Here is a 24398-nt window from a genome sequence, read left to right as displayed (position 1 = left end):
CCGTACGGCCCACGCGACAACGAAAATAGTCATATGAACGGATGCGGGGTGTCGTCGGGACACCCGCCCGACGACACCCCGCACGCATCCGGCCGGATGCGCCTCAGGCCCGCGAAACCCGCACGTCGGACGCCTTCACGAAGGCGACGCGATGGCCGAACTGGATCTCGTGGTACTCCTCCTGACCGCGCACCACCCGATGCCCCGCGGTGTCGAACGCCGGAGCGAAGAAGTACTCGCCCGGAGTGCGATCGCCCACGACGTACGACTGGCCTGAGAGCAGCTTGTACGGCAGCGGGGAGACCGCCTGGACCGGGACGCCGGCCGGATACGCCGAGGCCTCCGGATAGGCACGCCCGTACACCGGCACCTCCGCCAGGCCCTCTTTGGGAGTGAGCACCAGGCCCCGCGCGTTCACCGCCGTCCGCTCGCCCTTCGGATTGTGGAACCAGGCCTTCTGGCCCAGGTACCAGATCGCCGTCCAGTCACCCCGCCGCTCGGCCACCGCGAACTGCTGCCCGGTCGAGGCGCGCGCCCCGGTGTCGTTGACCCCGGTCGTCGAGTCCTGGCCGCCCGGCCGCAGACCGACGTCCTTCACCAGCGGCGCGTCGGCGCCCGGCGCCGTGTGCAGCCGGACCGCGCCGCTGCCGTGCGGCGCGCAAACCTCTCCCGCCTTCACGCACCCCGTGTAGACCGGCTGGTGCGCGGTGTACTCGGGCCGGATCGTCACCACACCCGCGTCGGGGCCCGCGCTCGCCGTGAACGGCCGGCCGAGCAGCCGGAAGTAGTGCGCCCAGTCCCAGTAAGGCCCCGGGTCGGTGTGCATCCCACGGATGGTCGAGGTGACCGTGCCCGGCACGTTGTCGTGGCCGAGGACGTGCTGCCGGTCCAGCGGGATGTCGTACCGCTGGGCGAGGTACCGCACGAGCCGGGCCGAGGTCCGGTACATCGCCTCCGTGTACCAGGAGTCCGGCGCCGTCAGGAAGCCCTCGTGCTCCAGGCCCACCGACTTGGCGTTCACGAACCAGTTGCCCGCGTGCCAGCCGACGTCCTTGACCGGCATGTGCTGCGCGATGTGCCCGTCGGACGAGCGCAGAGAGTACTGCCACGACACGTACGTCGGGTCCTGCACCAGCTTGAGCGTGACGTCCCAGGTCGCCTCCGTGTCATGGACGACGATGTAGTCGATCGACTGGGACGCCGGCCGGTCCGCCTTGTCGTGGTTGCCGTAGTCCCCGTCCCCGAACTCCTCGTACGGCGCCGGGATCCACTCGCACGCCACCGTGCGCGGGCACTCCGTCGGACCGGGACTCGGCTTCCGCAGGCCCAGCGCCCCCACCTGCGCGGGCGCGGGCGCGACGTCCGGGTCGGCCGCGAGCGTCACCACCTGCCCGCTGTCCGTCGTACGGGACTCACCCGTGCGGATCACGTCGAAGACATCGGTCGCGTACGCCGTCGCGGTCGCCGTGTCGTCGGCGCCGGAGTACCGCGCCACCGCGCCGAACCAGTCGGCCGGGTCGGCGGAGAGCGGCCGCCCCGACGCGCGCTGGGCTTCGGCGAGCAGCGCCGCACCGCCCTCGATGTTCGCCGCTGTGCCGTCGCGCAGCTCCCGCGCCGGGATCCCGGTCAACGCGGCGGCCCGGTCCAGCGTCCTCAGCCGGTCCGGCAGCTGGTTCCTCGTGGGCAGCGGCCTCTCGCCCCGCGCACCGAGGCGCGGGCCGCGCGTCTCGTCGCCCCGGGCGTCCTCCTCACCGTGCGAGTGGTGCGGCGCCTCGGCCAGCGCGGTCACCGCGTCCGTGAGGTGCATCGGGCCGTAGCCCCCGGTGACGCTCGGGGCTCCGCCGTGGGCGTCCCACCGCGACTGCAGGTACGCCACCGCGAGCAGCACGCTCGGCGGAACGCCCTGGCGTTCGGCGGCCGCCGCGAACTGGCGCTGGAGCGAGCCGGGCTCCAGCGGACCGGCCGTGGCCGGCGGAGCGGCCGAGAGGAGAGGGAGGAGCAGAGCGGCGGACGCCACGGCGCCCACCGCTCGGGGAACCCGTCTGCGCGACGCGGAACGGTGCAAGGCAGCCTCCAGGTACCAGGGGTGATGAGGGGGCGTGCGGGGCCGGACCCGTACAGGGTTAGCGGCTTCCCGACGATCCGTCAATCATCCCCGGCGCACCGGGATTTCCCATGTCAGCGGCTGTCTCACGGAGTTTCGCCACGGCGACGCGCGGGCCTGCGGCGCGTCAGTGGAGTGGACCAATGGCCGGGCCGGGGCAGACGCCCGAACGCCGCGCGCCCGGTGTGTCGGCACCGGGCGCACGGCTTGTCACCCCCGTGGGGACGGTCGGCGCGGCTCAGCGCGTCCCGACCGCCGCGCGCACGGCCCGCCGTGCCATGGCGCAGTCGTCGTGCAGCCGCCGCAGCAGTCGGCGCTGCTCCTCACCGGGCGAGACCGCGCCGGACGGGACGGGGACCGAACCCGCGGGCGGAGCCTCCTTGATGGTGCGCTGCACCGCCGTCTCGTACGTACGGATCTCCCGGGTCAGCACGATCATCAGGTTCACCAGGAAGGCGTCCCGGGACGCCGGCCCCGCCTGCTGGGCGAGCTGGCTGATCTGACGCCTGGCCATCGGCGCGTCACCGAGCACCGACCACATCGTCGCCAGGTCGTAGCCGGGCAGGTACCAACCCGCGTGCTCCCAGTCGACGAGCACCGGTCCTGTGGGGGAGAGGAGGATGTTGGAGAGCAGGGCGTCGCCGTGGCAGAACTGCCCCATGCCCTGGCGGCCACCGGCGTGCGCCAGGCCGTGCAGCAGCTTCTGCAGGTCGTCCCGGTCACGGTCGGTGAAGAGACCCAGTTCGTGGTAGCGCGCGATCCGCGACGGGTAGTCCAGCGGGGCGTCGAAGGTCCCGGCGGGCGGACGCCAGGCGTTGAGCCGGGCGATCGCGCCGAGCGCCGCGCGCAGATCCGCGCGGGGCGGGGCCTCCACGGGGTGGCGCGTCAGCGCCGCCGCCCGCCCCGGCATCCGCTCGATCACCAGCGTGCAGTTCTCCGGGTCCGCGGCGATCAGCCGCGGGGCTCGCACCGGTGGCCGGTGCCGGACGAAGGAGCGATAAGCAGCTATTTCGTGCTGGAACCGCTCGACCCACGCGGGGGAGTGGTCCAGTAAACACTTCGCGACCGCCGTGGCCCGCCCGGTCGTTCCGACGATCAGTACGGAACGGCCGCTGCGCCGGAGGACCTGCACCGGGTTGAACTCCGGGCAGATCCGGTGGACGGATGCGATCGCCATCCGCACCTGCGCCCCCTGGGGGCCGGACAGGTCGATTCTTCCGCTGAGCGGCTGAGCGGCACTGCCCGCCCATCGCCTCGACCGGACCGCCGGAACGACGGGGGCGAGATACGGTCCGCTCCCGGCCGGTACGGAACGGTGCTGCGGCCGGGGCGGGGCGGACACGGAGGACGATGCTGTGTACATGGGGAGACAGATCCCTTCGTGTGCCGACGAGTTGCGTGCGTCGCCCCGCCCGACCTCCGGGCCGCACCCTGGGGAATGAGGGCCGGTTGCCGGGGCGGGGTGGCGCGTTCCTACCTGACACCCGGGCGCGGGTGGCGGAACATCGGGCGCACCCTGGCGAACCCTGGCGAATAGTCGCCAGCCCTATGACAGGGGGTTACTGTCAACTCAGCCGAGAACCTGGGGGCTTAGACGTGACTGGACAGACCAACACCCGCCTGGCAGACCTCTTCGGCCTCGCCGGCTGGTCCAAGGGAGAGCTCGCGAGGCTCGTCAACAGGCAGGCGGCGGCCATGGGCCACCCGCAACTGTCGACCGACACTTCACGGGTGAGGCGATGGATCGACATGGGGGAGACCCCGCGCGACCCCGTACCCCGGGTGCTGGCTGCCCTGTTCACCGAGCGACTCGGCCGTGTCGTGACCATCGAGGACCTCGGGTTCGTACGACACGGGCGTGCCGGGAGACGGCAGAACGTCAGGAACAACGACAACCCTGACGGGCTGCCCTGGGCGCCCGAGCGTACGGCAGCGGTCCTCACCGAATTCACGGGAATGGACCTCATGCTCAACCGACGCGGCCTGGTGGGCGCGGGCGCCGTGCTCGCCGCCGGCTCCGCCCTCAGCAGCGCCATGCACGACTGGCTCCACACCGACCCCGCACGCTCCGCCACCGCCCCACGCGCCAATGATCCCCTCCACGCCGACCCCGCTGGGTTCGACCGCTACGAGGCCGCCCCCATCGGGTCGGAGGAGATCGAGGCGCTGGAGCGCTCCGTGGAGGTGTTCCGCGCCTGGGACGCCTCCCGCGGCGGCGGCCTCCAGCGCAAGGCGGTCGTGGGCCAGCTCAACGAGGTGGGCGGCATGCTCGCCTACCGCCACCCCGACCACCTCCAGCGGCGCCTGTGGGGCGTCGCCGCCAACCTGGCCGTCCTGGCAGGGTGGATGTCCCACGACGTGGGCCTCGAACCCACCGCCCAGAAGTACTTCGTCATCGCCGCGCACGCGGCCCGCGAGGGCGGTGACCGGCCGCGCGCCGGGGAGGCCCTGTCCCGCGCGGCCCGCCAGATGGTCCACCTGGGCCGGCCTGACGACGCCCTCGATCTGATGAAGCTCGCCAAGTCGGGCTCGGGCGAGGAGGTTCTGCCCCGTACGCAGGCGATGCTGCACACCATCGAGGCCTGGGCGCAGGCCTCCATGGGCAAGGGCCAGGCCATGCGCCGGACCCTCGGCGAGGCCGAGGAGCTGTTCGTCTCGGACCGTTCGGACGTCCCGCCGCCGAGCTGGATGCAGAACTTCGACGACGCGGACATGCACGGCATGCAGGCCCTCGCGTACCGCACCCTCGCCGAACACGATCCCGCCGCCGCGGTCCCGGCCCAGCGCCACGCCAAGCTGGCCCTCGATCTGCGCCGCCACGGCCACAACCGCTCGAAGCTCTTCGACTACATCTCGCTCGCCTCGGCCTGCTTCATCGCCGACGACCCGGAGCAGGCCGACCGGTACGCCCGGCTCGCGCTGGTCTCCATGGGCGAGACCTCCTCTCACCGCACCTGGGACCGGCTCCGCGAGATGTACCGCCTGACCGGGCAGTACGCCGGCTACGCCAAGATCGAGGACCTGCGCGAGGAGATCGCGCTCGCGCTGCCCAAGCCCGCGGCCAAGCGGCCACGGACCGGCGGGATCTGAGGGCACCGGAGGGATCCGAGGGCGGGCATCGGCCCCTGTACGTACGAGAAGGGGCGCCTACGGTACGTACGACAGGGGCCCCCACCGGCCACAGCCGGTATGCCGTTCCTAGGGCCTTTCGTTTGGATCATGCCGGGCTCGCGGGCCCTGGCACGCCCGCTCGCCGCGTTGTCGTCGGTCCCCAACGCTCCGCGTTGACTCCCTCCTCCGCCTTGCGATCGCACGCACCAGACCCCGCTCCCTGATCCGGCCTGATCCAAACGAAAGGCCCTAGTGGCCGACCCGGACCACCATCACGCAGGCGTCGTCCTCGCGCGGTGCCTCGCCGAACTCCTCCACCACCGACCGTACGCAGTCCTGTGCGTCCCGCGCCCCTGTCAGCCGGGGGGCCAGATCGAGCAGCCGCTGCGTACCCGTTTCGTCCAGGCCGCCGCGGCGGGTGAGTCCGTCCGTGTGCAGCACCAGCAGGTCGCCGGGGAGCAGCCGAACGGCCGCCTCCTCGTACGCGGCCCCGGTCGTCGCTCCGAGCAGCACGCCGTCCGGCCGCTTCAGCGCGCGCCCCGTCCCGTCGCGGAAGAGCAGCGGGGCGGGGTGTCCCGCCTGCGCCCAGGTGAGGGTCTGACTGGCCGGTTCGTAGCGGCAGCACACCGCGCTGCCGAGCGCCGGCTGCACCGAGGTCTCGAGCAGCTGGTTGAGGTGGCCCATCAGCGCGCCGGGGCGAATTCCGGCCACGGCCATGCCGCGCAGCGCACCGAGGAGCATGGCCATGGAGGAGGTCGCGGAGACCCCGTGGCCCGTGAGGTCGCCGACGGTGAGCAGCGCGTCGCCGTCGGGGAGGGCGAGCGCGTCGTACCAGTCGCCGCCGATCAGGCCGGTGGTGGCGGCCGGCAGATAGTGGCCCGCCACGTCGAGCGGGGCGCCGGGACCGCCGTGGGCGAAGCTCAGCGAGCCGCGCCACGGAGGCAGCACGGCCTCCTGGAGCTCGACGGCGACCCGGCGCTCGGTGCGCTCGATGTGGCGGCTGCGCTGGAGGCTGTCACGGGACTCGCGGACCGCGCGCTCGCTGCGGCGCAGCTCGCTGACGTCGCGGAGGACGGCCCACATGGAGGCCGTGCAGCCGTCGGAGTCGAGGACCGGCTCCCCCATCATGTGGAGCGTGCGGACCCGGCCGTCGGTGCGGACGACGCGGAACTCGCCGTCGATCGGCTTCCCGTCGATCAGACAGTCCGTCACCATCGCCTGCAGTACGGACTGGTCCTCGGCGAAGACCATCGACGGCAGCTCGTCGAGCGACATCGGTCCGCTCTCGGGGTTCCGGCCGAAGATCTGGTACAGCTCGTCGGACCAACTGACCTCGTCGTTCAGCAGGTTCCACTCCGCGCTGCCGACGCGGCTGAGGAGGGAGCCGGTACGGGCGGGTGCGGCGCCCGCGTACGCGGCGCCGGGGTCGGACGCGGCCTCGATGTCGTCCTCGGCCCCGGCCTCGACCTCGGCGAGATCGGCACCCGCGGAGAGCACGAACTCGTCCGGGACGCCCGCCTTGAGCTGGCCCAAGTGCGCGCCCAGATCGTCGAGTTGGTGCACGGCGAGATCGCAGAGGGCACGCTGCCAGCGGTTCTTCGGGTCGTCCTCGTCCAGTACGGCGTCCCGGCGCACGGCGTCCACGTCACCGCGCAGACGGCGGGTCTGCGAGATCAGCGCGTCCACGGTGCCGGGCTCCGGCGGCTGGGCTGGACGGTCCGCGTAGAGAGGGGACGGCATGTCGTACTCCGATACAGGCGCGGCGCGGGCGAGCGGTGGAACAAGGCCCGGATATGACTGTTGCACAGGGAGAGACAGCCCGTAAGGGATTTGGCAACACTCGATACGGTGGTGCTTCTGGCATATGCCAACGGCCCGCCGATTATCGGCCATCGGGGTGGTAACGGAAGGGGACGGTGGGAAGGTTACGGTGCTCACGTGGTGAACGACGACCTGGACTCGGTGGGGACGGCGGTCCTGCTCGCGGCGGCCCCTGCGGGACGCGGACGAGCGGTGGACGCGGCGTCCGTACTGCCCGCGCTCGCGGCGGTGCCGCCGGGCGCGCTGACCGGCACGCCCGTGGCGACGGTCGTCGAACTCGCCGACCCGTTCGACCCGCAGACCGTCCTGACGCGCCTGCGCGCCGCGGCCGCCACGCCGGGACCGCTGGCGCTCTGTCTGGTGGGCCAGCTCCAGGCGGACCGCCGCCAGCACCTGCCGCACCTGGCCCTCGCGCGCTCCACCGCGACGACCCTGCGGTACACCGGACTGCCGTGGCACTGGCTCGCGGCCGAGCTGGCGGTGCGGCGCGCGGGCGCGACGACGGTTGTCGCCGACCTGGTCGTCGACGCGGAGCTCTGGGAACGCCTCGGCTCCGCCCCGGGCCTCCTCTCCCTCGGCCCCGGCATCCGGTTCTACGGCCGGGTCGCCCCCGCGCCGCGCCGGAGCGGCGCCCCCACGGCACCGGAGTACCTGCGCCACTTCGCCACGGTCTGGCGCACCGGCGCCCGCCCCGCGCTCGCGCACCTTCACGCGGACGCGGCGGCCCAGGCGGGCCCGGGCGAGGCCCTGTACCTGACGCAGGAGGCGGGGGTCGCTCCTACGGTGAACTCGCCGCAGGAGCAGTCGAGTTCGCACATCGCTTCGACGGTCGGCGATTCGGCCGCCCTGGTGGGGGTCGCGCAGGGGGCCGTGGCGGGGGCCGTGGCGCGGCCGCACCGCGGCGCCCCACCGGTGCCGACGCCTGTGGCCCATCCGACGCCGGTGCCCGCGCCGGTGCCTGAGCCTCAGCCGGAGCACGGGCGGGCAACCGCCTCCGGAGACCCGTCCGTTCGGGGCGGGAGCCCCGCGCCGTCGGTGTACGAGACCGATCCCCACCCGGCCATCCTGGCCGCCGCGCGCGCCGGGCGGCACGGAGAGGCCGTGGCCGTCGCCGTGGCCTGGGAGCAGGCGGCGCTTCGGCGGTACGGGGCGCGGTCGCCGGAGGCCGTGCACTGGATGGAGGTGCGCGCCGACCTCGCCCGGCTCGCCGGAGAGCCCGCCCGCAGCTGCGAGTTGTGGATCGGCGTCGCCCGGGCCCGGCTCGGTCTGAGCCAGGGCCCGCAGGACCCCGACGTCGAAGGCGCCGTGGACCGCGCCCACCATCAGTGGGAGCGGATCGAGGACCCCGCCCGCACCCGCGAGCTGGGCAACGCCCTCGTCGCACTGCGCCGCCGGGTCCCGGGCCGCAGGGCCGGCGCCCTCGCGGCCCTGCAGCGCAGAATGGGATGACCGCCTACTGCGCAGCCGGCGGTACCACGCGGATCCCGAAGCCGAACGACTCGGTCGCCCGGGCGATGGAGATGAAGAGCAGCGCGAAGTGCTCCTGCCCGCGCGCGCTCACGATGCCCCCGAGGTCGAGCTGGGACTCCTGGGACCAGCCCAGATCGACCAACAGCCCGCTCACCGTCCGCTTGGCGTCCGCGTCGTCGCCGGACAGGAAGATCGTGCTCGGCCCCTCCAGGGAGCCGGGAGCGGTCATGACGACACTGTCGACCGTGCAGAGCGTCTTCACCACCGGCGTACGGGGGAAGGCCTGCTGGATCTCTTCCCCGAGACTGACCGACGGGTGCGTGAGGGTGTCGTCCACCTGGTAGCCGACGGCGATGTCCAGCAGCACCTTCCCCGCCAGTGCCGGGGCGCCGATCGACGCCAGGAGGGGCACGGAGGCCGCCCCCGGTGTCGCGTTCACCAGCACGTCCGCGTGCGCGGCGGCGGCCCACGGATCCCCGACGCGGACGCCCGCGTCGAGCAGATCCTTCAACTCCCCGAGAAGTTCCGTGTCTTCGGGCCGTCGCGACCCGAGGACGATGTCATGGCCCGCGCGGTTCCAGCCCGCCGCGAGCGCCCGTGCCACATGTCCTGTACCCAGAAGTCCGATTCGCATGACCACGACGCTAGGCGCGCACCGGGGTGCGCGACATCGGACCATGGTCGGGGCGCGGCGCCCGTACGGACCAGGGCGAGAGGCCTAGGGCCTTTCGTTTGGATCATGCCGGGGCGGGCGGTGGGGCTGAGATGATCGTACGTATGCGCGCCTCATCCTCCGCCGCGTCGCGCGGCGAGCTCACCACCGAGCGGTTGCTGCTGCGGCCCGTGCGGGCGGCCGACGTGCCGGCCGTCACCCGGCTGTGGACCGACCCCGAGGTCCGGCGCCACCTGGGCGGGCCGGTCAGCGAGCAGGTCGTACGGATCCGGCAGCGGCGGGTCGTCGGAGCGCCCGGTGTGCACGCCGTGGTGCGGGCGGCCGACGGGGTCCTGCTCGGGATCGTGACGGTGGAGCCCGGGGCGTGCGACGGGGAGACGGAGCTTTCGTACCAGTTCCTGCCCGAGCACTGGGGGCACGGCTACGCGCGCGAGGCCGTCGCCGCCGTCCTCGACGCCACGCTCCGGGGCACACCGAGCGTGGTCGCGCTCACCCAGGAGGCGAACCACCGCTCCCGACGGCTCCTCGAGACCGTCGGCATGACCCTCGTCTCCTCCTTCGTCGAGCACGACGCCCACCAGGTGCTCTACCGACGGGGCACGCCCCCGCCGCCCGTCACGTGACCTTCTCGCCCGCCACCAGCTTCGCCACCATCCGCTCCAGGCGCTGCGCCCGGCCCTTCGCCGTGCGGGCCTGCCACAGCCGCATGATCACCAGATACCGGTCGGTCTTCCCGAGCCCCTCGTAGGCGACGCGCGCCCGCTCGTCGGCCGCGAGGGCCGCCGCCAGATCGTCCGGCACGGTCGCCTCCGCCTGCGAGGGGTACGCGGATCCCCACCGGCCGTCCGCCTGCGCGGCCCGCACCTCGGCGAGGCCGGGCTCGCGCATCCGCCCCGCCGCCGTGAGCGCCTCGACCTTGCGGACGTTCACCTGCGACCAGAGACTGCGGGAGCGGCGCGGGGTGTACTTCTGGTGGTAGTACGCCTCGTCCCCGCCTTTGCGCTGACCGTCGATCCAGCCGAAGCAGAGCATGCAGTCGAGGATCTCCGGATTGGTCAGGGACGCGCCGCCCTTGCCCTTCTTGGCGATCCGCAACCAGACCCCGGGCGTGTCGGCGTGGTGGGCCTCCAGCCACGCCTCCAGCTCCGCCGTCTCCGTGACGGTCATGATGTCGAGCCCCTCGTACCGCTCCACCGGCCGCTTCCCCCTGTCGTGGTCGACTCCGTCCCGGAAGCCGTCCGGAACGCTCATGACCACGATAGGGAGAGGCACTGACAGTCGGGGTCCCCACCGCGCGGGCACGGGCGGGACACCGCGTCAGAACCGTGCGTGCGTGGTGATGTCCGACTCGAACTGGGTGATCATCTCCGGCGTCACGGTCGGCCGGCACTGCCCGATGGCCTCCAGGTAGTCCGCCGTGCTCGCGCCGGGCAGCCGCTCGTCGGCGGCGGAGCGGGCGCCGACGGCGACCAGATCGCGCTCGAAGGAGTTCTGCGCGGCGATCCGTGCGGCGTGCTCGATGTCGGCGGGCGTGAACAGATCGCTCGCCGCCACCAGTTCGTCGATGTCGACATCGGGACGGCCCTCGGTGTAGCGCGCCCAGATCGCCGCGCGGGCCGCCTTGTCAGGCGTACCGATCGGGATGAGGTAGTCGAAGCGCCCCGGGCGCAGGAAGGCCGGGTCGAGGGAGCGGATCGAGTTCGTGGCGCAGACGAGCAGCCGCTCATCGCGCTCACGGAACCCCGGTATGAGCTTGAGGAGTTCGTTGGTCACGCCGTGCATCCCACCCGGCTGCGCGGGCTCCTGACGGACCGGGGCGATCTCCTCGACCTCGTCGATGAAGACCAGGACCCGCTCCAGCTCGGCGATCCGGGCGAACGCGGAGCGCAGCGCGGCCGCCAGGTTGCCCTCGTCGGCGAGCCGGGACGGCAGGATCTCCACGAACGGCCAGCCGAGCCGGGAGGCGATGCCCCGCGCGAAGGTCGTCTTGCCGGTTCCCGGCGGACCGAAGAGCCCCACCGCGCGCGGCGGCCGCACGCCGTGCCGCGCCGCCCGCTCGGGCTCCGCGAGCGGAAGGACGACCCGCCGTTCGATCAGGTCCTTCTCCCGCTCCATGCCGGCGACCTTGGCCCACAGGTCGCCCGGCAGCAGCCGGCCGCCGAGGTCGTCGAGGAGGTTGGCGGCGGGGCCGTGCAGCGGCTCGACCTTCTCGAAGTAGGCCACGGCGGGCTGCCGGGTGTATCCGGCGTTCAGGAGGCCCTCGCCGAGCAGCTCCTCCTCGGGCAGGACGTACGCGATCCGGCCGACGCGCGCCGCCACCAGGCGGCGCTCCAACTCGACAAGCAGCGCGCTGGCGAGGCCCCGGCCGCGCCAGGCGGAGGAGATGGCGATCCGCATCACCCAGGCCCGCTCCCCGGAGACCGAGGCGAGCGCGGCGCCGATGGGAACGCCCTGGTGGACGGCGACGACCGCCGGCTGGCGGGAGGTCAGGGCGCTGATGCACTCGGCCAGGGAGAAGACGGACTCCTGGCCGAGCTCGGCCGTGGTGTCGATCAGGTGGACCACTGCGGCGAGATCGCTCTCGCGGTAGTCATGGATGAGCCAGTTCACCGTTACCGCCCTCGTTCGTTCGATTGCGCGCCGTTGCGGCGAGGCTAGGGGCGGGGGAGGAGGCGGGGCCTGCGCCATGGTGCACAAGGCGTGACCGGCAATTGCTACGAACCGTCACTGGCGGTGTACGGCGCCGGACAGCTGCCGGAGCGGGCGGTCCGTAAGGGAGGGGCCCCGGGGCGGGGCCGTAAGGGTGGGTCCGCGGGGCGGGTCGGTAAGGGCGGTCCGAAAACGGGCGAAGCCCCCGAAGGAACCTTCCTTCGGGGGCTTCGTCGATGCTGCGGCTCAGTACGCGGGCGCGAGCTTCGGGTTCGGGCCGTACTCGTTGTCCGTCTGGTTGCCCTCGGTGGCGAGGAACACGATCAGGATGATGCCGCCGACCAGCGGGATCAGGTTGATCAGGATCCACCAGCCCGAGCGGCCGGTGTCGTGCAGACGCCGGACCGTCACACCGAGACCGGGCAGGAACACGGCCAGCGCGTAGACGGCGTACAGCAGCGGGTACGTGCCGATCGCGAAGTCGACGGCGGCGACGATGATCAGCGCGATGATGTTGAACAGCACGAACATCCAGTATTCCTGGCGACGCGCACGGCCGTTGAATACCGCGTACTTCTTGAGAACGTCGAGGTACCAGTTCACTTAGTCCCCCCAAGGACTGGGAAATGCGAGCGGGAGCCTGTCCCTGTGGAGCAAGCTTACGCAGAACTTATGTGGCCGAAACGCCGAGGGTCAATTCGTTACCTGGGGCGGGGCGTTGGGGGTTGGTGTGTCTGGATTTGCGCATGTGGCACGGCGACGGCGCCCCATCCCCGTGTGGGGGATGCGGCGCCGTTCTGGGAGAGGATCAGAGCTTCGTCACGTTTTTCTGGTCTTGCTCATGAGCAGTCCGCCCGCCGTGAGAGCGAAGAGGCAGACGCATGCGCCGGTGATGACGTTGCTCAGGATCGCGCCAGTTCCGGCATCGGTTGTGGCGACCACCCAGGGGGAGAGGATCAGCCATACGCCGAGCGCCAGGACGACGAAGTTCAGGTCCTGGGACCGCTCCGGGGCCATCGACATGCAGAGGCCGAGGATCGCGAGGGCGATGCCGGTGACCAGGTTGCTGAGGGCGAGTTCGGGCCGGGCGGCCGAGAAGTGGACCACCCACCCGGAGACCGCGGCGTAGATACCGGCGAGGATCACGAGCTCCTCGACCGCCGCGACACCTCGTGTCTGGAGTATCTGCGAGTAGCGTTCCCGCATTTCCGTCGCGTCGGGGTGTCCCCTGATATCACCGGGACGGTGAGAGACGTCAGACATACGACTCGCCTCCTTCTGGCGTCTTGCACGTCTGATCGCGCTTGCGGCGAAGTGCCGCGGTTTCATTGTGCGCTTATCCAGCCTTTATGTGTAGGTCTGTCCGATATCGGATGCGCACAGAAAACAGGGGGCGAATTAGCGTGAATCCCCCAAGTGAAAGAACCGTTCCATGAAGGTTCAAGGAAATGTCATGTGCTGTACGGGCGGGTGATGATCTCCATGTTGTGGCCGTCGGGGTCGTCGAAGTAGGCGCCGCGGCCGCCGAAGAGGTTGTTGACGTGCCCGGGGTCCGTGTGGCCGGGATCGGAGTAGTACGTCACGCCGATCGCCTCCAGCCGCGCGATCATCAGGTCGAACTCGTCGTCCGGCACGAGGAAGGCGTAGTGCTGCGAGACGACCGGCGCGTCGACGTTCTCGTAGAAGTCGAGCGTCACGCGGTTCCCTGTGGCCACGGGGATGAAGGGTCCGAAGGGCGCTGCGACCTCCAGGCCCAGGATCGTGGCGATGAACTCGGCAGAGAGGCGCTTGTCGGTGGCGTGTACGACGGTGTGGTTGAGTTCGGCGGTCACGGGCGCTCCTGGTGGGTGAACGGCGGTGTTCCTGCTTCCGACGGTAGTCCGTCGCGGTGACAGGCCCGGGGCGACGGGCCTGGGGACGGGCCCGTGCAGAGCCGCCCCGGGCAGTGGGCGAGCCGCCCCGGGCAGTGGGCCGTCGGCGACGAGGCGGCCGGTGAGGGGTGCTCGGCGTAGCCTGGAAGAGGACTCGGGGAAGCGCACGTCACACCGCCGGGAGGCGGAGGAACATGACCGGAATCGTCTCCAGAAGCTTCGACTCGGCGGATGAGACCCGTCCGTTCGAGGACGCCAAGGGTCGGCTCGACCTCATCACCACGGACCGCGGCGCGGTCGGCCGGGCGGTCTTCGAACCCGGCTGGCAGTGGAGCAAGCACGTCAAGCCCATCGCCGGTACGGACAGCTGCGAGGCCTCCCACGTCGGCTATGTCGTCGGCGGCCGGATGAAGATCGTCATGAATGACGGCGAGTCCCTCGAAGTGGGCCCCGGCGACTTCTTCACCGTCCAGCCCGGCCATGACGCCTGGGTACTCGGCGACGAACCGTGCGTGGCCCTGGACTGGGTCGGCTTCGGCGACTACGCGGTCCGCCCGGGCGGCTGACGCGTCGACGGAAGCACGAAATCGCTGGTCGTTCGACGGCCGCTTCGGCACGATGACCGGATGACCCAAGATCACCGCGTCCAGCCGCCCCGTACCGCGGACGAGTGGGCCACGCTCACCGCCATGCTCCAGTTCCAGCGCGACACCCTGGAGTTGAAGTGCGCGGGGCTCACCGCCGAGCAGCTCAAGGAGCGGGTGGCGCCGCCGTCGGGCCTCTCCCTCGTGGGCCTTGTGCGGCACGCGGCGGAGGTGGAGCGCGGCTGGTTCCGCAATGTGATCAACGGTGAGGACAGCCGAAGTCCGTGGACCCCGGCCGGTTCGACCGACTGGGCCGACTTCGACGTCGACCACCTCGACGAGGACGGAGTCGCCGAGGCCTTCACCGTCTGGCGCGAGGAGTGCGCCCGAGCGCGCGCCGTGGTGGACGCGGCGGACTCCCTGGACGCGTGCGGTCATCTGGGGGAGGAGGCGTACTCGCTGCGCTACGTCATCGCCCACATGATCGAGGAGTACGCCCGCCACAACGGCCACGCCGACCTGCTGCGCGAACGCCTCGACGGCGTCACCGGCGAGTAGCGACCCGGACCCGGGCCGGACGCGCGCTACCCGAACGGCTGCCGAAAAGCCCTGATCAACGGGGCCATTGGCCTGTTATCGTCGCCCGCATGCCTGAACTGGTCACCCCCACCACCCGTCTTCACCGCTCCTGGCTCGAAGCCCACGCCGAGTGGAACCCCGGCAGCCGGCAAGCGGGCGCGGGGATAGGGCTGGCCGCGTCGGAGGCCCTCGCGATCCCCGAGGTCTTCGCCTCGTGGGTCGGCAGGCTGAGAGAACAGTCCGACCGGACACGCACGTTGACCGAGGGCCGGGTACACGCGACCCACTGGTGGATCGTCGAGGACGGGGAGTACGTCGGCGCGATCGACCTGCGCCACCGGCTCAACGACTTCCTGCTGCGCGCGGCCGGACACGTCGGCTACAGCATCCGCCCGTCCGCACGCCGCCGGGGCCTCGCCACCTGGGCCCTGGGCGCGATCCTCCCCGAGGCCCGCACCCTCGGCCTTGACCGCGTCCTGGTGACCTGCGACGACGACAACATCGCCTCCGCCCGCACGATCGAACGCAACGGCGGGGTCCTGGAGGACATCCGCGACACGGAGATCGGCCGCAAGCGCCGCTACTGGATCACCCTGCGCGACACCACCCCCACCACAGAGGTCGCCGAGGCGATCGCCGCGGAACTGCGCCTGCTGGAACCCTCGGTGCGCTCCTCGCGCACGCTCGCCGGGGCCCTTCTCGACCCCGAGTTCGTCGAGGTCGGCGCGTCCGGGCGTCGCTGGACGTACGAGGAGATGGTCGCCGCGCTGCCCGAGATGCAGGGAGCCGCGGAGGACGGACCGGCCTACGAACCCTCCGGGATGACCGGCACGCTCCTCGCCCCCGGCCTGGTCCACCTGACGTACGCGACGCACATCGACGGCCGGCACGCCCTCCGCAGCTCCCTCTGGCGCCGCCACACCGACGGCACCTGGCGCATGTACTACCACCAGGCGACCCCGGTCCCGCCGAACAGCCCCTGATGCCGTGAAGCTCTGAGCGCGACCCGTCAGCGACGCTTTCGCGCGTTGAGCCGGGCGGCCTGGCGCGTCAGGTGGTCGCGCTCGGCGAGGTTGGGTGCCTTGTGGGCCGCCTCGGCGTACAGCCGTGCCGCCGTCACCAGGTCCCCGTCGCGCTCGTGGAGGTACGCCGCCACCGCGTCGTGGCGGGGCACCGAGGCGTCCAGTGCCGCGAGCGCCGCGAGGCCGGCGCGCGGTCCGTCGGCCTCCCCGACGGCGACAGCCCGGTTGAGCCGGACGACCGGACTGTCGGTCAGGCGCGTGAGCTCGTCGTACCACTCGACGATCTGCACCCAGTCGGTCTCCTCGGCGGTGGGCGCGTCGGCGTGGAGCGCCGCGATGGCGGCCTGGGCCTGGAACTCGCCGAGCCGGTCGCGGGCGAGCGCGGCCTGGAGGATCACGACGCCCTCGGCGATCAACGCCGTGTCCCACCGGCCGCGGTCCTGCTCGGCGAGCGGCACCAGGCTGCCGTCGGACGCGGTCCGGGCGGCACGCCGGGCATGGTGGAGCAGCATGAGGGCGAGCAGCCCGGCCACCTCGGGGTGGTCGATGCGGGCCGCGAGCTGCCGGGTGAGCCGGATGGCCTCGGAGGCGAGGTCGACGTCGCCGGAGTAGCCCTCGTTGAAGACGAGGTAGAGGACGCGCAGCACGGTGGCCACATCGCCTGGCCGATCGAAGCGCACGTCGGAGACGGTGCGCTTGGCGCGGCTGATGCGCTGCGCCATGGTCGCCTCGGGCACCAGATAGGCCTCGGCGATCTGGCGGGTGGTCAGCCCGCCGACGGCGCGCAGCGTGAGCGCGACCGCCGACGCCGGGGTCAGCGACGGGTGGGCGCACAGGAAGTAGAGCTGGAGGGTGTCGTCCACCGCGGGGGCCGGCCCGGGGGCCGGCTCCTCCTCGACGCGGTCCTCACGCCGCCGACGCGCGGTCTCCGCGCGCGTCGCGTCGAGGAATTTGCGCCACGCCACGGTGACCAGCCACCCCTTGGCATCCCGCGGAGGGTCGGCCGCCCACACCCGGAGCGCCTCGACCAGAGCGTCCTGCACCGCGTCCTCGGCCGCTGCGAAGTCGGCTCCGCGGCGGACGAGGACGGTGAGCACGCTCGGGGTGAGGCTCCTGAGCAGGAGCTCGTCCATCGGCGACGTCACTCCGTGATGGTGGGCGGCGCGGACAGGAACGGGCGCACCTCCAGCCACTCGTGGATCGGCTTGCCGCCCGCCCCGGGGGCGGCCGACAGCTCCCCGGCCAGCTCGACGGCGCGCTCGTAGCTGTCGACGTCGATGATCATCCAGCCGGCGATGAGGTCCTTGGTCTCCGCGAACGGTCCGTCGGTGACCGGCGGGCGCCCCTCACCGTCGTAGCGGACCCACGCTCCCTCGGGGGCGAGCGCCTGACCGTCGACGTACTCGCCGGTCTTCTCCAGGCGGGCCGCGAAGTCGCTCATGTACTGGACGTGCGCCGAGATCTCCTGCGGGCTCCACCGGTCCATCGGCACGTCGTTGGCCGGAGCCGGGGCGCCTCGGTAGTGCTTCAGCAGCAGGTACTTCGCCATGGTGGTTCTCTCCTCGGTGCTCGTGCGACCCATTGTGGTCGCGTTCACCTCGGGGACGGAGCCGGACGCGGGTTCTCGACATCGCCGTCCAAAGTTTTTTCGGACCCTTGCCCGGTGCCGTCGAGCGCCCCCCCCACGAGCCACCCACGAGCATCTGCCCCACGAGCCCCGCCCCACGACCCGCGCCCCGCCCTCAGCCGAACGCGTCCGTCATGCAGTCACGGGCGCACGCGCCCCGTTCGTACTCGTGGCGCAGGGCGGCCGCCGCCAGGCGGGGGTCCGCGTCCGGGCGGTCGAAGTGCTCGTCGGCCAGGCGCAGCACGTCCGAGACCGTGACGATCGCAGGCTCTCCGGCGCCGGCCGCCCCGCGTGCGGAGGCGATCGCCATGCCGGCCGCCCGTCGCAGCACCCGCCAGTGCTCCCGCTCCATGGCGGCCCACGCCCGCGCGGGGGCCAACGGCCGTGCCGAGCGGCCCTGGCGGGCGGCGCCGAGCGCCATGAGACCGACCCCGGCGGCGACCACCAGGATCCCGACCGCCGTCCCCGTGTGCAGTCCCGCCATGCGCGACCTCCCTGCCGCCGCTGCCGTCGAGGGGAGTCGTACCCCGGCAGGACGGACTCCAGTCGGCGCGACACGCGCATCTGGATGACACGAGTAAGTGACACGTGTCACCTTTACGTCTCAGGCGTTGACGCGGCTGATCATCGGCCGGACGCTGCTCCCATGACCGTCACCACCGTCACCACCACCCGCGGCCCCGTGCGAGGCGAGCGCCGGGCCGACGGGAGCCTCCGCTTCCTCGGCATCCCCTACGCGCAGCCGCCCGTCGGCGAGCTCCGCTTCGCGGCGCCCGTGCCGCCGGAGCCGTGGAGCGAACCCCTGGACGCCACCGCCTACGGTCCGACCGCCCAGCGCCGCCCCTTCGCCGAGGTCACCACCATCCCGGAGCCCTCCGTCCCGGGCGCGGGGGTCCTCAACCTCAACGTCTTCACGCCGGGCTTCGCCCCGGGCACCGATTCCGGTACCGATTCCGGCACCGCCCCCGACGCCGGGCTCCCCGTCCTCGTCTGGATCCACGGCGGCGGCTACGTGGCGGGCTCGGCGGCCAGCCCTTGGTACGACGGATCGGCCTTCAACCGGGACGGCGTCGTCCTGGTCTCCCTCGGCTACCGGCTCGGCATCGAGGGCTTCCTGCACCTCGACGACGCCCCCGACAACCGAGGCGTCCGCGACTGGATCGCCGCCCTCGAATGGGTCCGCGACAACATCGTCCGCTTCGGCGGCGACCCCGCCAAGGTCACCGTCGCCGGCCAGTCGGCGGGCGGCGGCGCCGTACAGACCCTGCTCGCCGTCCCGGCCGCCCGGGGCCTGTTCCGGGGCGCGCTCTCCGTCTCCGGGGCCGTCATGCGCCCCGACGGTCCCGAGGTCGCCCGCGCCGCGTCCCGCCTGTTCACGGCCCGTACCGGCGTACCCGCCACCGCCGCCGCGCTCCGCGACCTGAGCGACGACGAACTCCTCGACCTCCAGGACCGGATGGGCGCGCCGGGCCCGGACCGCGAGGGCCTGCCGCCCCTGCTGTCCCTGGCGCCCTTCGCCGACGGCGAGCTGATCCCGGAACCCGTCCTCGACGCGCTGACGACCGGGGACGCGGGCGCCGACGTCCCGCTCATGCTGGGCTTCACCGCCCATGAGTTCAACGCCTTCCCCGCCCCCGGCCCCGACGGCCCGCCCGTGCCGTTTCTGCTCGGCACGCTGGGTCTGGCCGAGGAGAAGGTGGCGGCCTTCACGGCGGCGTACGCGGCGGACGGTCCGGACACGCTGTTCGGCCAGGCGCTCACCGACGTCACCTTCCGCGCGCCCTCCCTGGCCGTCGCCGACGCCCGCGCCGCGCGCGAACGCCCCACCTGGCTCTACCAGTTCGTTTGGGAGTCGCCCGTCAACGGCACGGCCTTCCACTGCCTGGACCTGCCGTACGCCTTCGACCTCCTGGGCGCCGAAGGCGTCACCGCCGTCGCCGGCGAGGCGCCGCCCCGCGTCCTGGCGGACGCGATGCACGGTGCCTGGGTCGCCTTCGTACGGGACCAGGACCCGGGTGCGTCCTGGCCGCGCTACACGACCGACGGGCGCGCCACGATGCTCTGGGACGCCGAGTCGCGCGTGGAGCGTGATCCGCTGCGCGAGGTCCGCGAGATCTGGCTCGACTGACTCCCCGCCCCCGCCCGGTCAGGATCGGCCGGACAGCCCCTGGAGGCCCTGGAGGGGGACGGAGCGGAAGTGCGTGGTGATCCGGCCCGTCTCGTCCAGGAGGTGGAAGGCGAGCGACGGCGCCATCTCGTCCCGGTACACATGGTCCTTCGGGTGGCTGTACGGCTCCCAGGGCAGCTTCGAGGTCGAGACCACGCCGGGCGCCACGAGGAGCGGGCGTCCCGCGAAGGTGGTGGCCGCCGCCGTGTGCGCGTGCCCGCAGAGGAAGGCGACGACGCCGGGGTGCCGCCCCGCCAGTTCGGCGAGGCGGTCCTCCCCGAACTGGCGGATGCCGTCGACGAACGGCATCTGCAGCATGCTCGGCGGGTGGTGGAAGCCGATCAGGACGGGCACCTCCTCCGGTGTCTCGTCCAGCACGCCCTCCAGCCAGGCGAGGGTCTCGTCCTCCAGGTACCCCTCGTCCTTGCCCGGAATCGACGAGTCGCCGAGAGCAAGGACGAACCCGTCGCCGCGCAGCACCTGGTTCACGGGAGCGCCCGGTCGGTCCGCTGGCCTGCCCAGGAGCACGTCGTGGAAGGTGTCGCGGTCGTCGTGGTTGCCCGGGCAGACCAGCAGCGGATGCCGGGTCCGCAGCAACTCCCGTACCCGCGCGTACTCCGACGCGAGCCCGTGGTCGGCGATGTCGCCGGTCACCACGACGGCGTCGAGGTCGATGTCGAGCGATTCGAGATAGGCCATCACGGCTTCGGTCCGCTCGGCGCTGCGCGGAGAACTGTCGACGTGGATGTCACTGAGATGCGCGATCACGATCACTGAGGTGAACCCCTCTCCGGCGCGCGAAGGCGCGCCTGCGGGACGGCCGCTCCGTCCCGCCCCCGCGAACGTACTGCGCCCGTCCGGCGCGGCGCGCGGGCCACCGGCGCACAGGTGGCCCGGTCGACGGCAGCAGTCAACTGCCGTGCGCGGAATAGCCCGTTCACGCCCGGAGTTGGCACTCCGTGATGCCTCACGCCGCCCGCGGCGCAGGCCCACGCCGGACACCGGACAACGGAGCACCACGATGCTGAAGGAATTCGCCGAGCTCTCCACGCCCCTGATCGCCGACGCCTGCGTCCGGCTCGGCGAACCCCTGCGCGCCGCCCCGGCCGGTGTCGCCCCGGTGGTCACCGGACAGCGCGTCGCCGGGCGGGTGCTGCCCGCGCGGCACTACGGAAGCGTGGACGTCTTCCTCGAGGCCTTCACCCACGCCTCGTCCGGTGACGTCCTCGTCATCGACAACGAGGGCCGCGAGGACGAGGCCTGCGTCGGCGACCTGGCCGTCCTGGAGGCCGAGGCCGCGGGTGTCGCGGGCCTCGTCGTCTGGGGACTGCACCGCGACTCGCCCGACCTCGTCGAGATCGGCCTGCCCGTCTTCTCCTACGGCCGCCACGCGCCGGGCCCCGTCCGCGTGGACGCGCGCGAGCCCGAGGCCCTGCTCAGCGCCCGGTTCGGCGAGCACCTCGTGACCGCGGCGGACGTCGTCTTCGGCGACGACGACGGTGTGCTCTTCGTGGCCGCGGACCGCGTCGACGCCGTCCTGGAGACCGCGCACACCATCCACCGCACGGAGCGCGAACAGGCCCGCAGGATCAGGGCGGGCGAGACCCTGCGTGCCCAGACGCGGTTCGACGACTATCTCGCCCGTCGCGAGGCGGACGCCTCGTACACCTTCCGGCAGCACCTCCGCCGGATCGGCGGCGCGATCGAGGAGTAGCCGCGCTCACGAGCGCGGCCCACGGGCCTCCCAGCACGGCTCACGAGGGCAGTTCACCGGATCAGCCCGCGCGGAAGCCGATGGTCCCGTCGGGCAGGACGGCCTCCACCGTCGCGCCGTGCTCGACCGTGCGGCTCACCGTGCAGAACTTCTCGTGCGTGAGCCGCACCCCGCGCGCGAACACCTCGGCGGCCTTCGGGTTGTTGTCGGGCAGCTCGAACTCGTAACTGACCCTGATCCGGCCCACCCGGCCGTCGTCCTCCGGCAGGGAGACCGACTCCACGACGATCCGCAGGTCGTCGTGGTCCACGGCGCGCGCCGTCCGGTCCACGACCATGCCGCCGCAGCCCCCCATGGCCGCGAGCAGCAGTTCGACCGGCGTGAACGAGGGCTGGGCGTCCGCGTCGTCCGCCGCCCCCATGCGTACCTCCGCGCCTCGGTCGTTGCGGGCGATCCACTGCCGGTAGCCGGTGCGGACGGTCTCGATGCGGTAGTCGGCCATGGTCTCGTGGGCTCCTCAATGCGTGTACGTGTACGTGTACGTGTAGGTGTGCGTGTGCGTACGGTGCGGTCGACCGCCCACGCAACCCCACCGGGCCCCGCCCGCCAAGGGGACGCGCCGCGACGGTCGTGGGCGGCGCGGGCACCCTTCCGCTCTGAGTATCCCGGGACGGCCGGCTGAGTACGTCGCCGGATACCCGGCCCCGGCCTCGGCCGGTGGAATGGGGTCATGACCACGGACGCCCGGCACACCAGCCGTATCCAGCACGTCACGGCCACCGGTTCGGCCGTGGCGGTCGCGCTGCTCCCGCTCGTCGTCGGCATGATGCTCGCGCGGAGCGTGGGCGCCGACCCGATGACCTCCGTGAACGCCCTGATCACCAGTGGGGGACAGCGCGCCAGGCTCTCCCGCTGCCACCTGAGTGCGGTACGCCGGCCGAAGCTCCCCAACCTCCCGGCCCTGCCCGCCCTGTCCTCCCTCCCCGTCCTCCGGGGGCGGTGAGGCTTCCCCCGACATCCGCCCAACTCTCGGCCCAACTCCCCGAATCCGAACCGTCGTTGGGTGGCGGTGCGTAGCCTTGGGTGTGGGGAGTCGGCTGCGCGGGGGTGGGGCGTATGACTGCTGGATCCAGGGCGGAACGGCGCAGGAGGGGGCCGCTGGGCTCCCGCCTCGCGCTCTGGCTGATGCTCATGGCGACCGTGCTCGCCGCGGCCCCTGCCGCCGCCGTCACGGCCGGCCCGTCCGAAGGGGCCCCGAGGGCCGCGGCCCGGCCCGCAGCCGACCGGGCCGCCCGCGTACCGTCCTGCGACCCCCGGCGCGCCGGCCCCCGCCCCGACCGGGTGGACGGCGAGGCGGTGCGGCGCATCCGGGAGCGCGGCCATCTCGTCGCGGGCGTCGACCTCAACAGCTATCTCTGGGCCTCGCTCGACCAGGACACCCAGGAGCCGTCCGGCTTCGACATCGACCTGGTCCGGGCGATCGCCCGCGACATCCTCGGCCCGAAGGCCACTGTGCGCTTCGTCAGCATGCCGCCCGCCCAGCGGATCCCGCGGCTCCAGAATCGCCAGGTCGACGTCATCGTGCGCACGATGAGCATCACCTGCGAGCGGCTGGCCGACGTCGCGTTCTCCAGCGTCTACTTCGAGACCGGGCACCGGCTCCTCGTGCCCCAGGGCTCCGACATCACCGGCTTCGACTCCAAGCTGCGCGGCCGGCGCGTCTGTCTGAGCAAGGGGAGTTCGGCCTCCGACCTCCTGAAGTCCTCGGGGACAGGCGCCGTCACCGTGGAGATCGCGAGCCATCTGGACTGTCTCGTCGAACTGCAGCAGCGGAACGTGGACGCCGTCCTCACCCACGCCACCCTCGCCGCCGGGCTCGTCGCCCAGGACCCCACGCTCCGGCTGGTCGGGCCCCGCCTCGACACCTCCCTCTACGGTGTCGCCATGAACAAGGACGACACCGACCTGGTCCGGCGGGTCAACGCGGTCCTGGAGGACTACCGCGCGGGCGGCGCCGACAGCCCCTGGATGGTCTCGTACAACAAGTGGCTCGCCCCGACCCTGGGCGCCCACCCGCAGGGCCCGCCTCCGGCCGCGTACGCCGACTGACCCCGGGGCGTCGGGATGGTCAGGGTGACGGGGTGTCGGACGGGCGTACCCAGGCGGCCTCAGCCCCGGAACGTGGCCGGACGCTCGGGAGACGCCTCCGCGAGGGCCTTCGTGACCGCCTCGGCTCCCGCCCGCAGGCCGTAGACCGGGGTGTCGGGCTGCTGGCGCCAGGAGTCGTCGATCCCGCCCGCGTCGACCGTGTCGAATCCCAGCTGGTCGATGAGCGCGCGGACCGTCTTCTTCGCGACCTCGTCGTCGCCCGCGACGGGCAGCGCCATGCGCTCCGGGTCGCCGGCCGGCAGAGGCCTCTCCAGGATGTCCTCCGCGTAGGTGCCGTTGAAGGCCTTGATCACCGGGTGGCCGAGGTGCTGCTCGATCCAGCGGCTCTCGGTCAGGCCGTCGTCCTCGATGGCGGAGATCCGGCCGTCGCGCTGCTGCGGGTAGTAGTTGTTGGTGTCGATGAGAGCGAAGCCCTCCGCCGCGTCGTCGAAGAGACCCGAGGGCAGGTCCGGGACCGCCTTCAGGGGTACGGTCACGACCACGATCTCGGCGCCGCGCGCGGCCTCGCCGACCGTGACCGGTGTCGCGCCGGTCTCCTCGGCGAGCGCGGTGAGCGTGTGCGGGCCACGGGAGTTCGCGACGGACACGTCGTGGCCCAGGGCCGTGAGGCGACGGGTCAGGTTGCCGCCGATGTTGCCTGCGCCGATGATGCCGATCTTCATGGACGTTCCTTCCGAGCGGTGCGACGGGGTGTCACAGACGCACTCAACCTCCGCCCCGGGGCAAGGTATTCCCGGGTTCGTCCCGTCGTGTCGTGAAGGCTCCGCGTGACGGCGGTGAATCCTGCACCCTCCCGGGACACGGAAGACCGCGCATGCGCGATGATCCCTCCGACGT

25 protein-coding genes and 1 pseudogene are annotated in these 24398 nt (G+C 72.4%); 11 read left to right on the top strand and 15 right to left on the bottom strand.

The genetic code is table 11. The annotated features are described in order from the left end of the window. Positions 1-103 precede the first annotated feature (103 nt). Both ACGFYP_RS04670 and ACGFYP_RS04665 read right to left on the bottom strand, forming a co-directional pair. Entirely contained in the window at positions 104-2026 is a 1923-nt protein-coding gene (locus tag ACGFYP_RS04670) for an N-acetylmuramoyl-L-alanine amidase (protein WP_393486366.1), read from the bottom strand. A gap of 316 nt (positions 2027-2342) precedes the next feature. Continuing rightward, complete coding sequence (locus ACGFYP_RS04665; RefSeq protein ID WP_361966393.1) at positions 2343-3467, bottom strand: aminoglycoside phosphotransferase family protein; 1125 nt, start codon at positions 3465-3467, stop codon at positions 2343-2345. Between the two features lie 233 nt (positions 3468-3700). Between ACGFYP_RS04665 and ACGFYP_RS04660 the strand changes: the two genes are divergently transcribed. Beyond that, positions 3701-5194, top strand: coding sequence for a hypothetical protein (locus tag ACGFYP_RS04660; protein ID WP_361966395.1), 1494 nt, complete (start codon positions 3701-3703; stop codon positions 5192-5194). A gap of 270 nt (positions 5195-5464) precedes the next feature. Here the strand turns inward: ACGFYP_RS04660 and ACGFYP_RS04655 are convergent, their stop codons facing one another. Then, positions 5465-6955, bottom strand: a complete 1491-nt coding sequence (locus ACGFYP_RS04655) for a PP2C family protein-serine/threonine phosphatase (protein ID WP_393486363.1) — start codon at positions 6953-6955, stop codon at positions 5465-5467. Positions 6956-7153: 198 nt separating this feature from the next. Between ACGFYP_RS04655 and ACGFYP_RS04650 the strand changes: the two genes are divergently transcribed. Further along, positions 7154-8485 carry a hypothetical protein gene (locus ACGFYP_RS04650; protein ID WP_393486361.1) on the top strand — a complete coding sequence of 444 codons (1332 nt, stop codon included), beginning with the start codon at positions 7154-7156 and terminating at the stop codon, positions 8483-8485. Positions 8486-8489: 4 nt separating this feature from the next. Here the strand turns inward: ACGFYP_RS04650 and ACGFYP_RS04645 are convergent, their stop codons facing one another. After that, complete coding sequence (locus ACGFYP_RS04645; RefSeq protein ID WP_393486359.1) at positions 8490-9140, bottom strand: NADPH-dependent F420 reductase; 651 nt, start codon at positions 9138-9140, stop codon at positions 8490-8492. A 143-nt stretch (positions 9141-9283) separates the two neighbouring features. On the opposite strand from ACGFYP_RS04645, the gene ACGFYP_RS04640 reads away from it, so the two are divergent. Then, entirely contained in the window at positions 9284-9802 is a 519-nt protein-coding gene (locus ACGFYP_RS04640; RefSeq protein WP_393486357.1) for a GNAT family N-acetyltransferase, read from the top strand. On the opposite strand, the gene ACGFYP_RS04635 is transcribed toward ACGFYP_RS04640, so the two are convergent. The 5 genes from ACGFYP_RS04635 to ACGFYP_RS04615 form a co-directional block, all read right to left on the bottom strand. Beyond that, entirely contained in the window at positions 9795-10346 is a 552-nt protein-coding gene (locus ACGFYP_RS04635; protein WP_393487463.1) for a YdeI family protein, read from the bottom strand. The two genes, ACGFYP_RS04640 and ACGFYP_RS04635, sit on opposite strands and share 8 nt — an antisense overlap. Before the next feature lie 150 nt (positions 10347-10496). Then, on the bottom strand, positions 10497-11789 hold the full coding sequence (locus ACGFYP_RS04630; RefSeq protein WP_393486354.1) for an ATP-binding protein: 1293 nt from the start codon (positions 11787-11789) through the stop codon (positions 10497-10499). Between the two features lie 285 nt (positions 11790-12074). Then, complete coding sequence (locus tag ACGFYP_RS04625) at positions 12075-12431, bottom strand: DUF805 domain-containing protein (RefSeq protein ID WP_393486352.1); 357 nt, start codon at positions 12429-12431, stop codon at positions 12075-12077. A gap of 216 nt (positions 12432-12647) precedes the next feature. Beyond that, on the bottom strand, positions 12648-13091 hold the full coding sequence (locus tag ACGFYP_RS04620; RefSeq protein ID WP_393486350.1) for an SPW repeat protein: 444 nt from the start codon (positions 13089-13091) through the stop codon (positions 12648-12650). A 188-nt stretch (positions 13092-13279) separates the two neighbouring features. Further along, complete coding sequence (locus ACGFYP_RS04615) at positions 13280-13660, bottom strand: VOC family protein (protein WP_393486348.1); 381 nt, start codon at positions 13658-13660, stop codon at positions 13280-13282. Between the two features lie 233 nt (positions 13661-13893). On the opposite strand from ACGFYP_RS04615, the gene ACGFYP_RS04610 reads away from it, so the two are divergent. The 4 genes and pseudogenes from ACGFYP_RS04610 to ACGFYP_RS04595 all read left to right on the top strand — a co-directional run bounded on the left by ACGFYP_RS04610 (position 13894) and on the right by ACGFYP_RS04595 (position 15845). Next, positions 13894-14265, top strand: a complete 372-nt coding sequence (locus ACGFYP_RS04610; protein ID WP_393486346.1) for a cupin domain-containing protein — start codon at positions 13894-13896, stop codon at positions 14263-14265. Between the two features lie 60 nt (positions 14266-14325). Next, entirely contained in the window at positions 14326-14841 is a 516-nt protein-coding gene (locus tag ACGFYP_RS04605) for a DinB family protein (protein WP_393486344.1), read from the top strand. A gap of 89 nt (positions 14842-14930) precedes the next feature. Continuing rightward, positions 14931-15383, top strand: a pseudogene (locus ACGFYP_RS04600) (GNAT family N-acetyltransferase); the annotation flags it as partial. A 72-nt stretch (positions 15384-15455) separates the two neighbouring features. Continuing rightward, on the top strand, positions 15456-15845 hold the full coding sequence (locus ACGFYP_RS04595; RefSeq protein ID WP_393487461.1) for a DUF4440 domain-containing protein: 390 nt from the start codon (positions 15456-15458) through the stop codon (positions 15843-15845). A gap of 26 nt (positions 15846-15871) precedes the next feature. Here the strand turns inward: ACGFYP_RS04595 and ACGFYP_RS04590 are convergent, their stop codons facing one another. The 3 genes from ACGFYP_RS04590 to ACGFYP_RS04580 all read right to left on the bottom strand — a co-directional run bounded on the left by ACGFYP_RS04590 (position 15872) and on the right by ACGFYP_RS04580 (position 17995). Then, on the bottom strand, positions 15872-17017 hold the full coding sequence (locus tag ACGFYP_RS04590) for an RNA polymerase sigma factor (protein ID WP_393487457.1): 1146 nt from the start codon (positions 17015-17017) through the stop codon (positions 15872-15874). A gap of 8 nt (positions 17018-17025) precedes the next feature. Next, positions 17026-17433: a YciI family protein gene (locus ACGFYP_RS04585; RefSeq protein ID WP_393486343.1), complete on the bottom strand. Its 408-nt coding sequence runs from the start codon at positions 17431-17433 to the stop codon at positions 17026-17028. A gap of 193 nt (positions 17434-17626) precedes the next feature. Further along, complete coding sequence (locus tag ACGFYP_RS04580; RefSeq protein WP_393486341.1) at positions 17627-17995, bottom strand: hypothetical protein; 369 nt, start codon at positions 17993-17995, stop codon at positions 17627-17629. Positions 17996-18157: 162 nt separating this feature from the next. On the opposite strand from ACGFYP_RS04580, the gene ACGFYP_RS04575 reads away from it, so the two are divergent. After that, positions 18158-19639 carry a carboxylesterase/lipase family protein gene (locus ACGFYP_RS04575; protein ID WP_393486339.1) on the top strand — a complete coding sequence of 494 codons (1482 nt, stop codon included), beginning with the start codon at positions 18158-18160 and terminating at the stop codon, positions 19637-19639. An 18-nt stretch (positions 19640-19657) separates the two neighbouring features. On the opposite strand, the gene ACGFYP_RS04570 is transcribed toward ACGFYP_RS04575, so the two are convergent. After that, entirely contained in the window at positions 19658-20446 is a 789-nt protein-coding gene (locus ACGFYP_RS04570; RefSeq protein WP_393486336.1) for a metallophosphoesterase, read from the bottom strand. A gap of 253 nt (positions 20447-20699) precedes the next feature. Here ACGFYP_RS04570 and ACGFYP_RS04565 point away from each other — a divergent pair, with 253 nt between their 5' ends. Beyond that, positions 20700-21392, top strand: a complete 693-nt coding sequence (locus ACGFYP_RS04565; protein WP_393486334.1) for an RraA family protein — start codon at positions 20700-20702, stop codon at positions 21390-21392. Positions 21393-21453: 61 nt separating this feature from the next. On the opposite strand, the gene ACGFYP_RS04560 is transcribed toward ACGFYP_RS04565, so the two are convergent. Then, entirely contained in the window at positions 21454-21894 is a 441-nt protein-coding gene (locus ACGFYP_RS04560; protein ID WP_361963831.1) for an OsmC family protein, read from the bottom strand. 228 nt (positions 21895-22122) lie between these two features. Between ACGFYP_RS04560 and ACGFYP_RS04555 the strand changes: the two genes are divergently transcribed. Both ACGFYP_RS04555 and ACGFYP_RS04550 read left to right on the top strand, forming a co-directional pair. Beyond that, positions 22123-22395: a hypothetical protein gene (locus ACGFYP_RS04555; RefSeq protein ID WP_361963833.1), complete on the top strand. Its 273-nt coding sequence runs from the start codon at positions 22123-22125 to the stop codon at positions 22393-22395. Between the two features lie 113 nt (positions 22396-22508). After that, a complete protein-coding gene (locus tag ACGFYP_RS04550; protein WP_393486331.1) occupies positions 22509-23501 on the top strand; it encodes a glutamate ABC transporter substrate-binding protein in 993 nt (330 codons plus the stop codon). Positions 23502-23560: 59 nt separating this feature from the next. Here the strand turns inward: ACGFYP_RS04550 and ACGFYP_RS04545 are convergent, their stop codons facing one another. After that, on the bottom strand, positions 23561-24223 hold the full coding sequence (locus ACGFYP_RS04545; protein ID WP_393486329.1) for an NADPH-dependent F420 reductase: 663 nt from the start codon (positions 24221-24223) through the stop codon (positions 23561-23563). Positions 24224-24398 lie beyond the last annotated feature (175 nt).

It is taken from the genome of Streptomyces sp. NPDC048370, assembly GCF_043200825.1.
GTDB lineage: Bacteria > Actinomycetota > Actinomycetes > Streptomycetales > Streptomycetaceae > Streptomyces.
This window is presented reverse-complemented; position numbering and strand designations above follow the sequence as displayed.

Excerpts from the sequence above, each read along its gene's own strand:
- ACGFYP_RS04665 (WP_361966393.1), bottom strand. The coding sequence starts at position 3,467 with ATGTACACAGCATCGTCCTCCGTGTCCGCCCCGCCCCGGCCGCAGCAC.
- ACGFYP_RS04655 (WP_393486363.1), bottom strand. The coding sequence starts at position 6,955 with ATGCCGTCCCCTCTCTACGCGGACCGTCCAGCCCAGCCGCCGGAGCCC.
- ACGFYP_RS04645 (WP_393486359.1), bottom strand. The coding sequence starts at position 9,140 with ATGCGAATCGGACTTCTGGGTACAGGACATGTGGCACGGGCGCTCGCG.
- ACGFYP_RS04640 (WP_393486357.1), top strand. The coding sequence starts at position 9,284 with ATGCGCGCCTCATCCTCCGCCGCGTCGCGCGGCGAGCTCACCACCGAG.
- ACGFYP_RS04635 (WP_393487463.1), bottom strand. The coding sequence starts at position 10,346 with ATGACCGTCACGGAGACGGCGGAGCTGGAGGCGTGGCTGGAGGCCCAC.
- ACGFYP_RS04620 (WP_393486350.1), bottom strand. The coding sequence starts at position 13,091 with ATGTCTGACGTCTCTCACCGTCCCGGTGATATCAGGGGACACCCCGAC.
- ACGFYP_RS04610 (WP_393486346.1), top strand. The coding sequence starts at position 13,894 with ATGACCGGAATCGTCTCCAGAAGCTTCGACTCGGCGGATGAGACCCGT.
- ACGFYP_RS04605 (WP_393486344.1), top strand. The coding sequence starts at position 14,326 with ATGACCCAAGATCACCGCGTCCAGCCGCCCCGTACCGCGGACGAGTGG.
- ACGFYP_RS04590 (WP_393487457.1), bottom strand. The coding sequence starts at position 17,017 with ATGGACGAGCTCCTGCTCAGGAGCCTCACCCCGAGCGTGCTCACCGTC.
- ACGFYP_RS04585 (WP_393486343.1), bottom strand. The coding sequence starts at position 17,433 with ATGGCGAAGTACCTGCTGCTGAAGCACTACCGAGGCGCCCCGGCTCCG.
- ACGFYP_RS04580 (WP_393486341.1), bottom strand. The coding sequence starts at position 17,995 with ATGGCGGGACTGCACACGGGGACGGCGGTCGGGATCCTGGTGGTCGCC.
- ACGFYP_RS04575 (WP_393486339.1), top strand. The coding sequence starts at position 18,158 with ATGACCGTCACCACCGTCACCACCACCCGCGGCCCCGTGCGAGGCGAG.
- ACGFYP_RS04565 (WP_393486334.1), top strand. The coding sequence starts at position 20,700 with ATGCTGAAGGAATTCGCCGAGCTCTCCACGCCCCTGATCGCCGACGCC.
- ACGFYP_RS04560 (WP_361963831.1), bottom strand. The coding sequence starts at position 21,894 with ATGGCCGACTACCGCATCGAGACCGTCCGCACCGGCTACCGGCAGTGG.
- ACGFYP_RS04555 (WP_361963833.1), top strand. The coding sequence starts at position 22,123 with ATGACCACGGACGCCCGGCACACCAGCCGTATCCAGCACGTCACGGCC.
- ACGFYP_RS04550 (WP_393486331.1), top strand. The coding sequence starts at position 22,509 with ATGACTGCTGGATCCAGGGCGGAACGGCGCAGGAGGGGGCCGCTGGGC.
- ACGFYP_RS04545 (WP_393486329.1), bottom strand. The coding sequence starts at position 24,223 with ATGAAGATCGGCATCATCGGCGCAGGCAACATCGGCGGCAACCTGACC.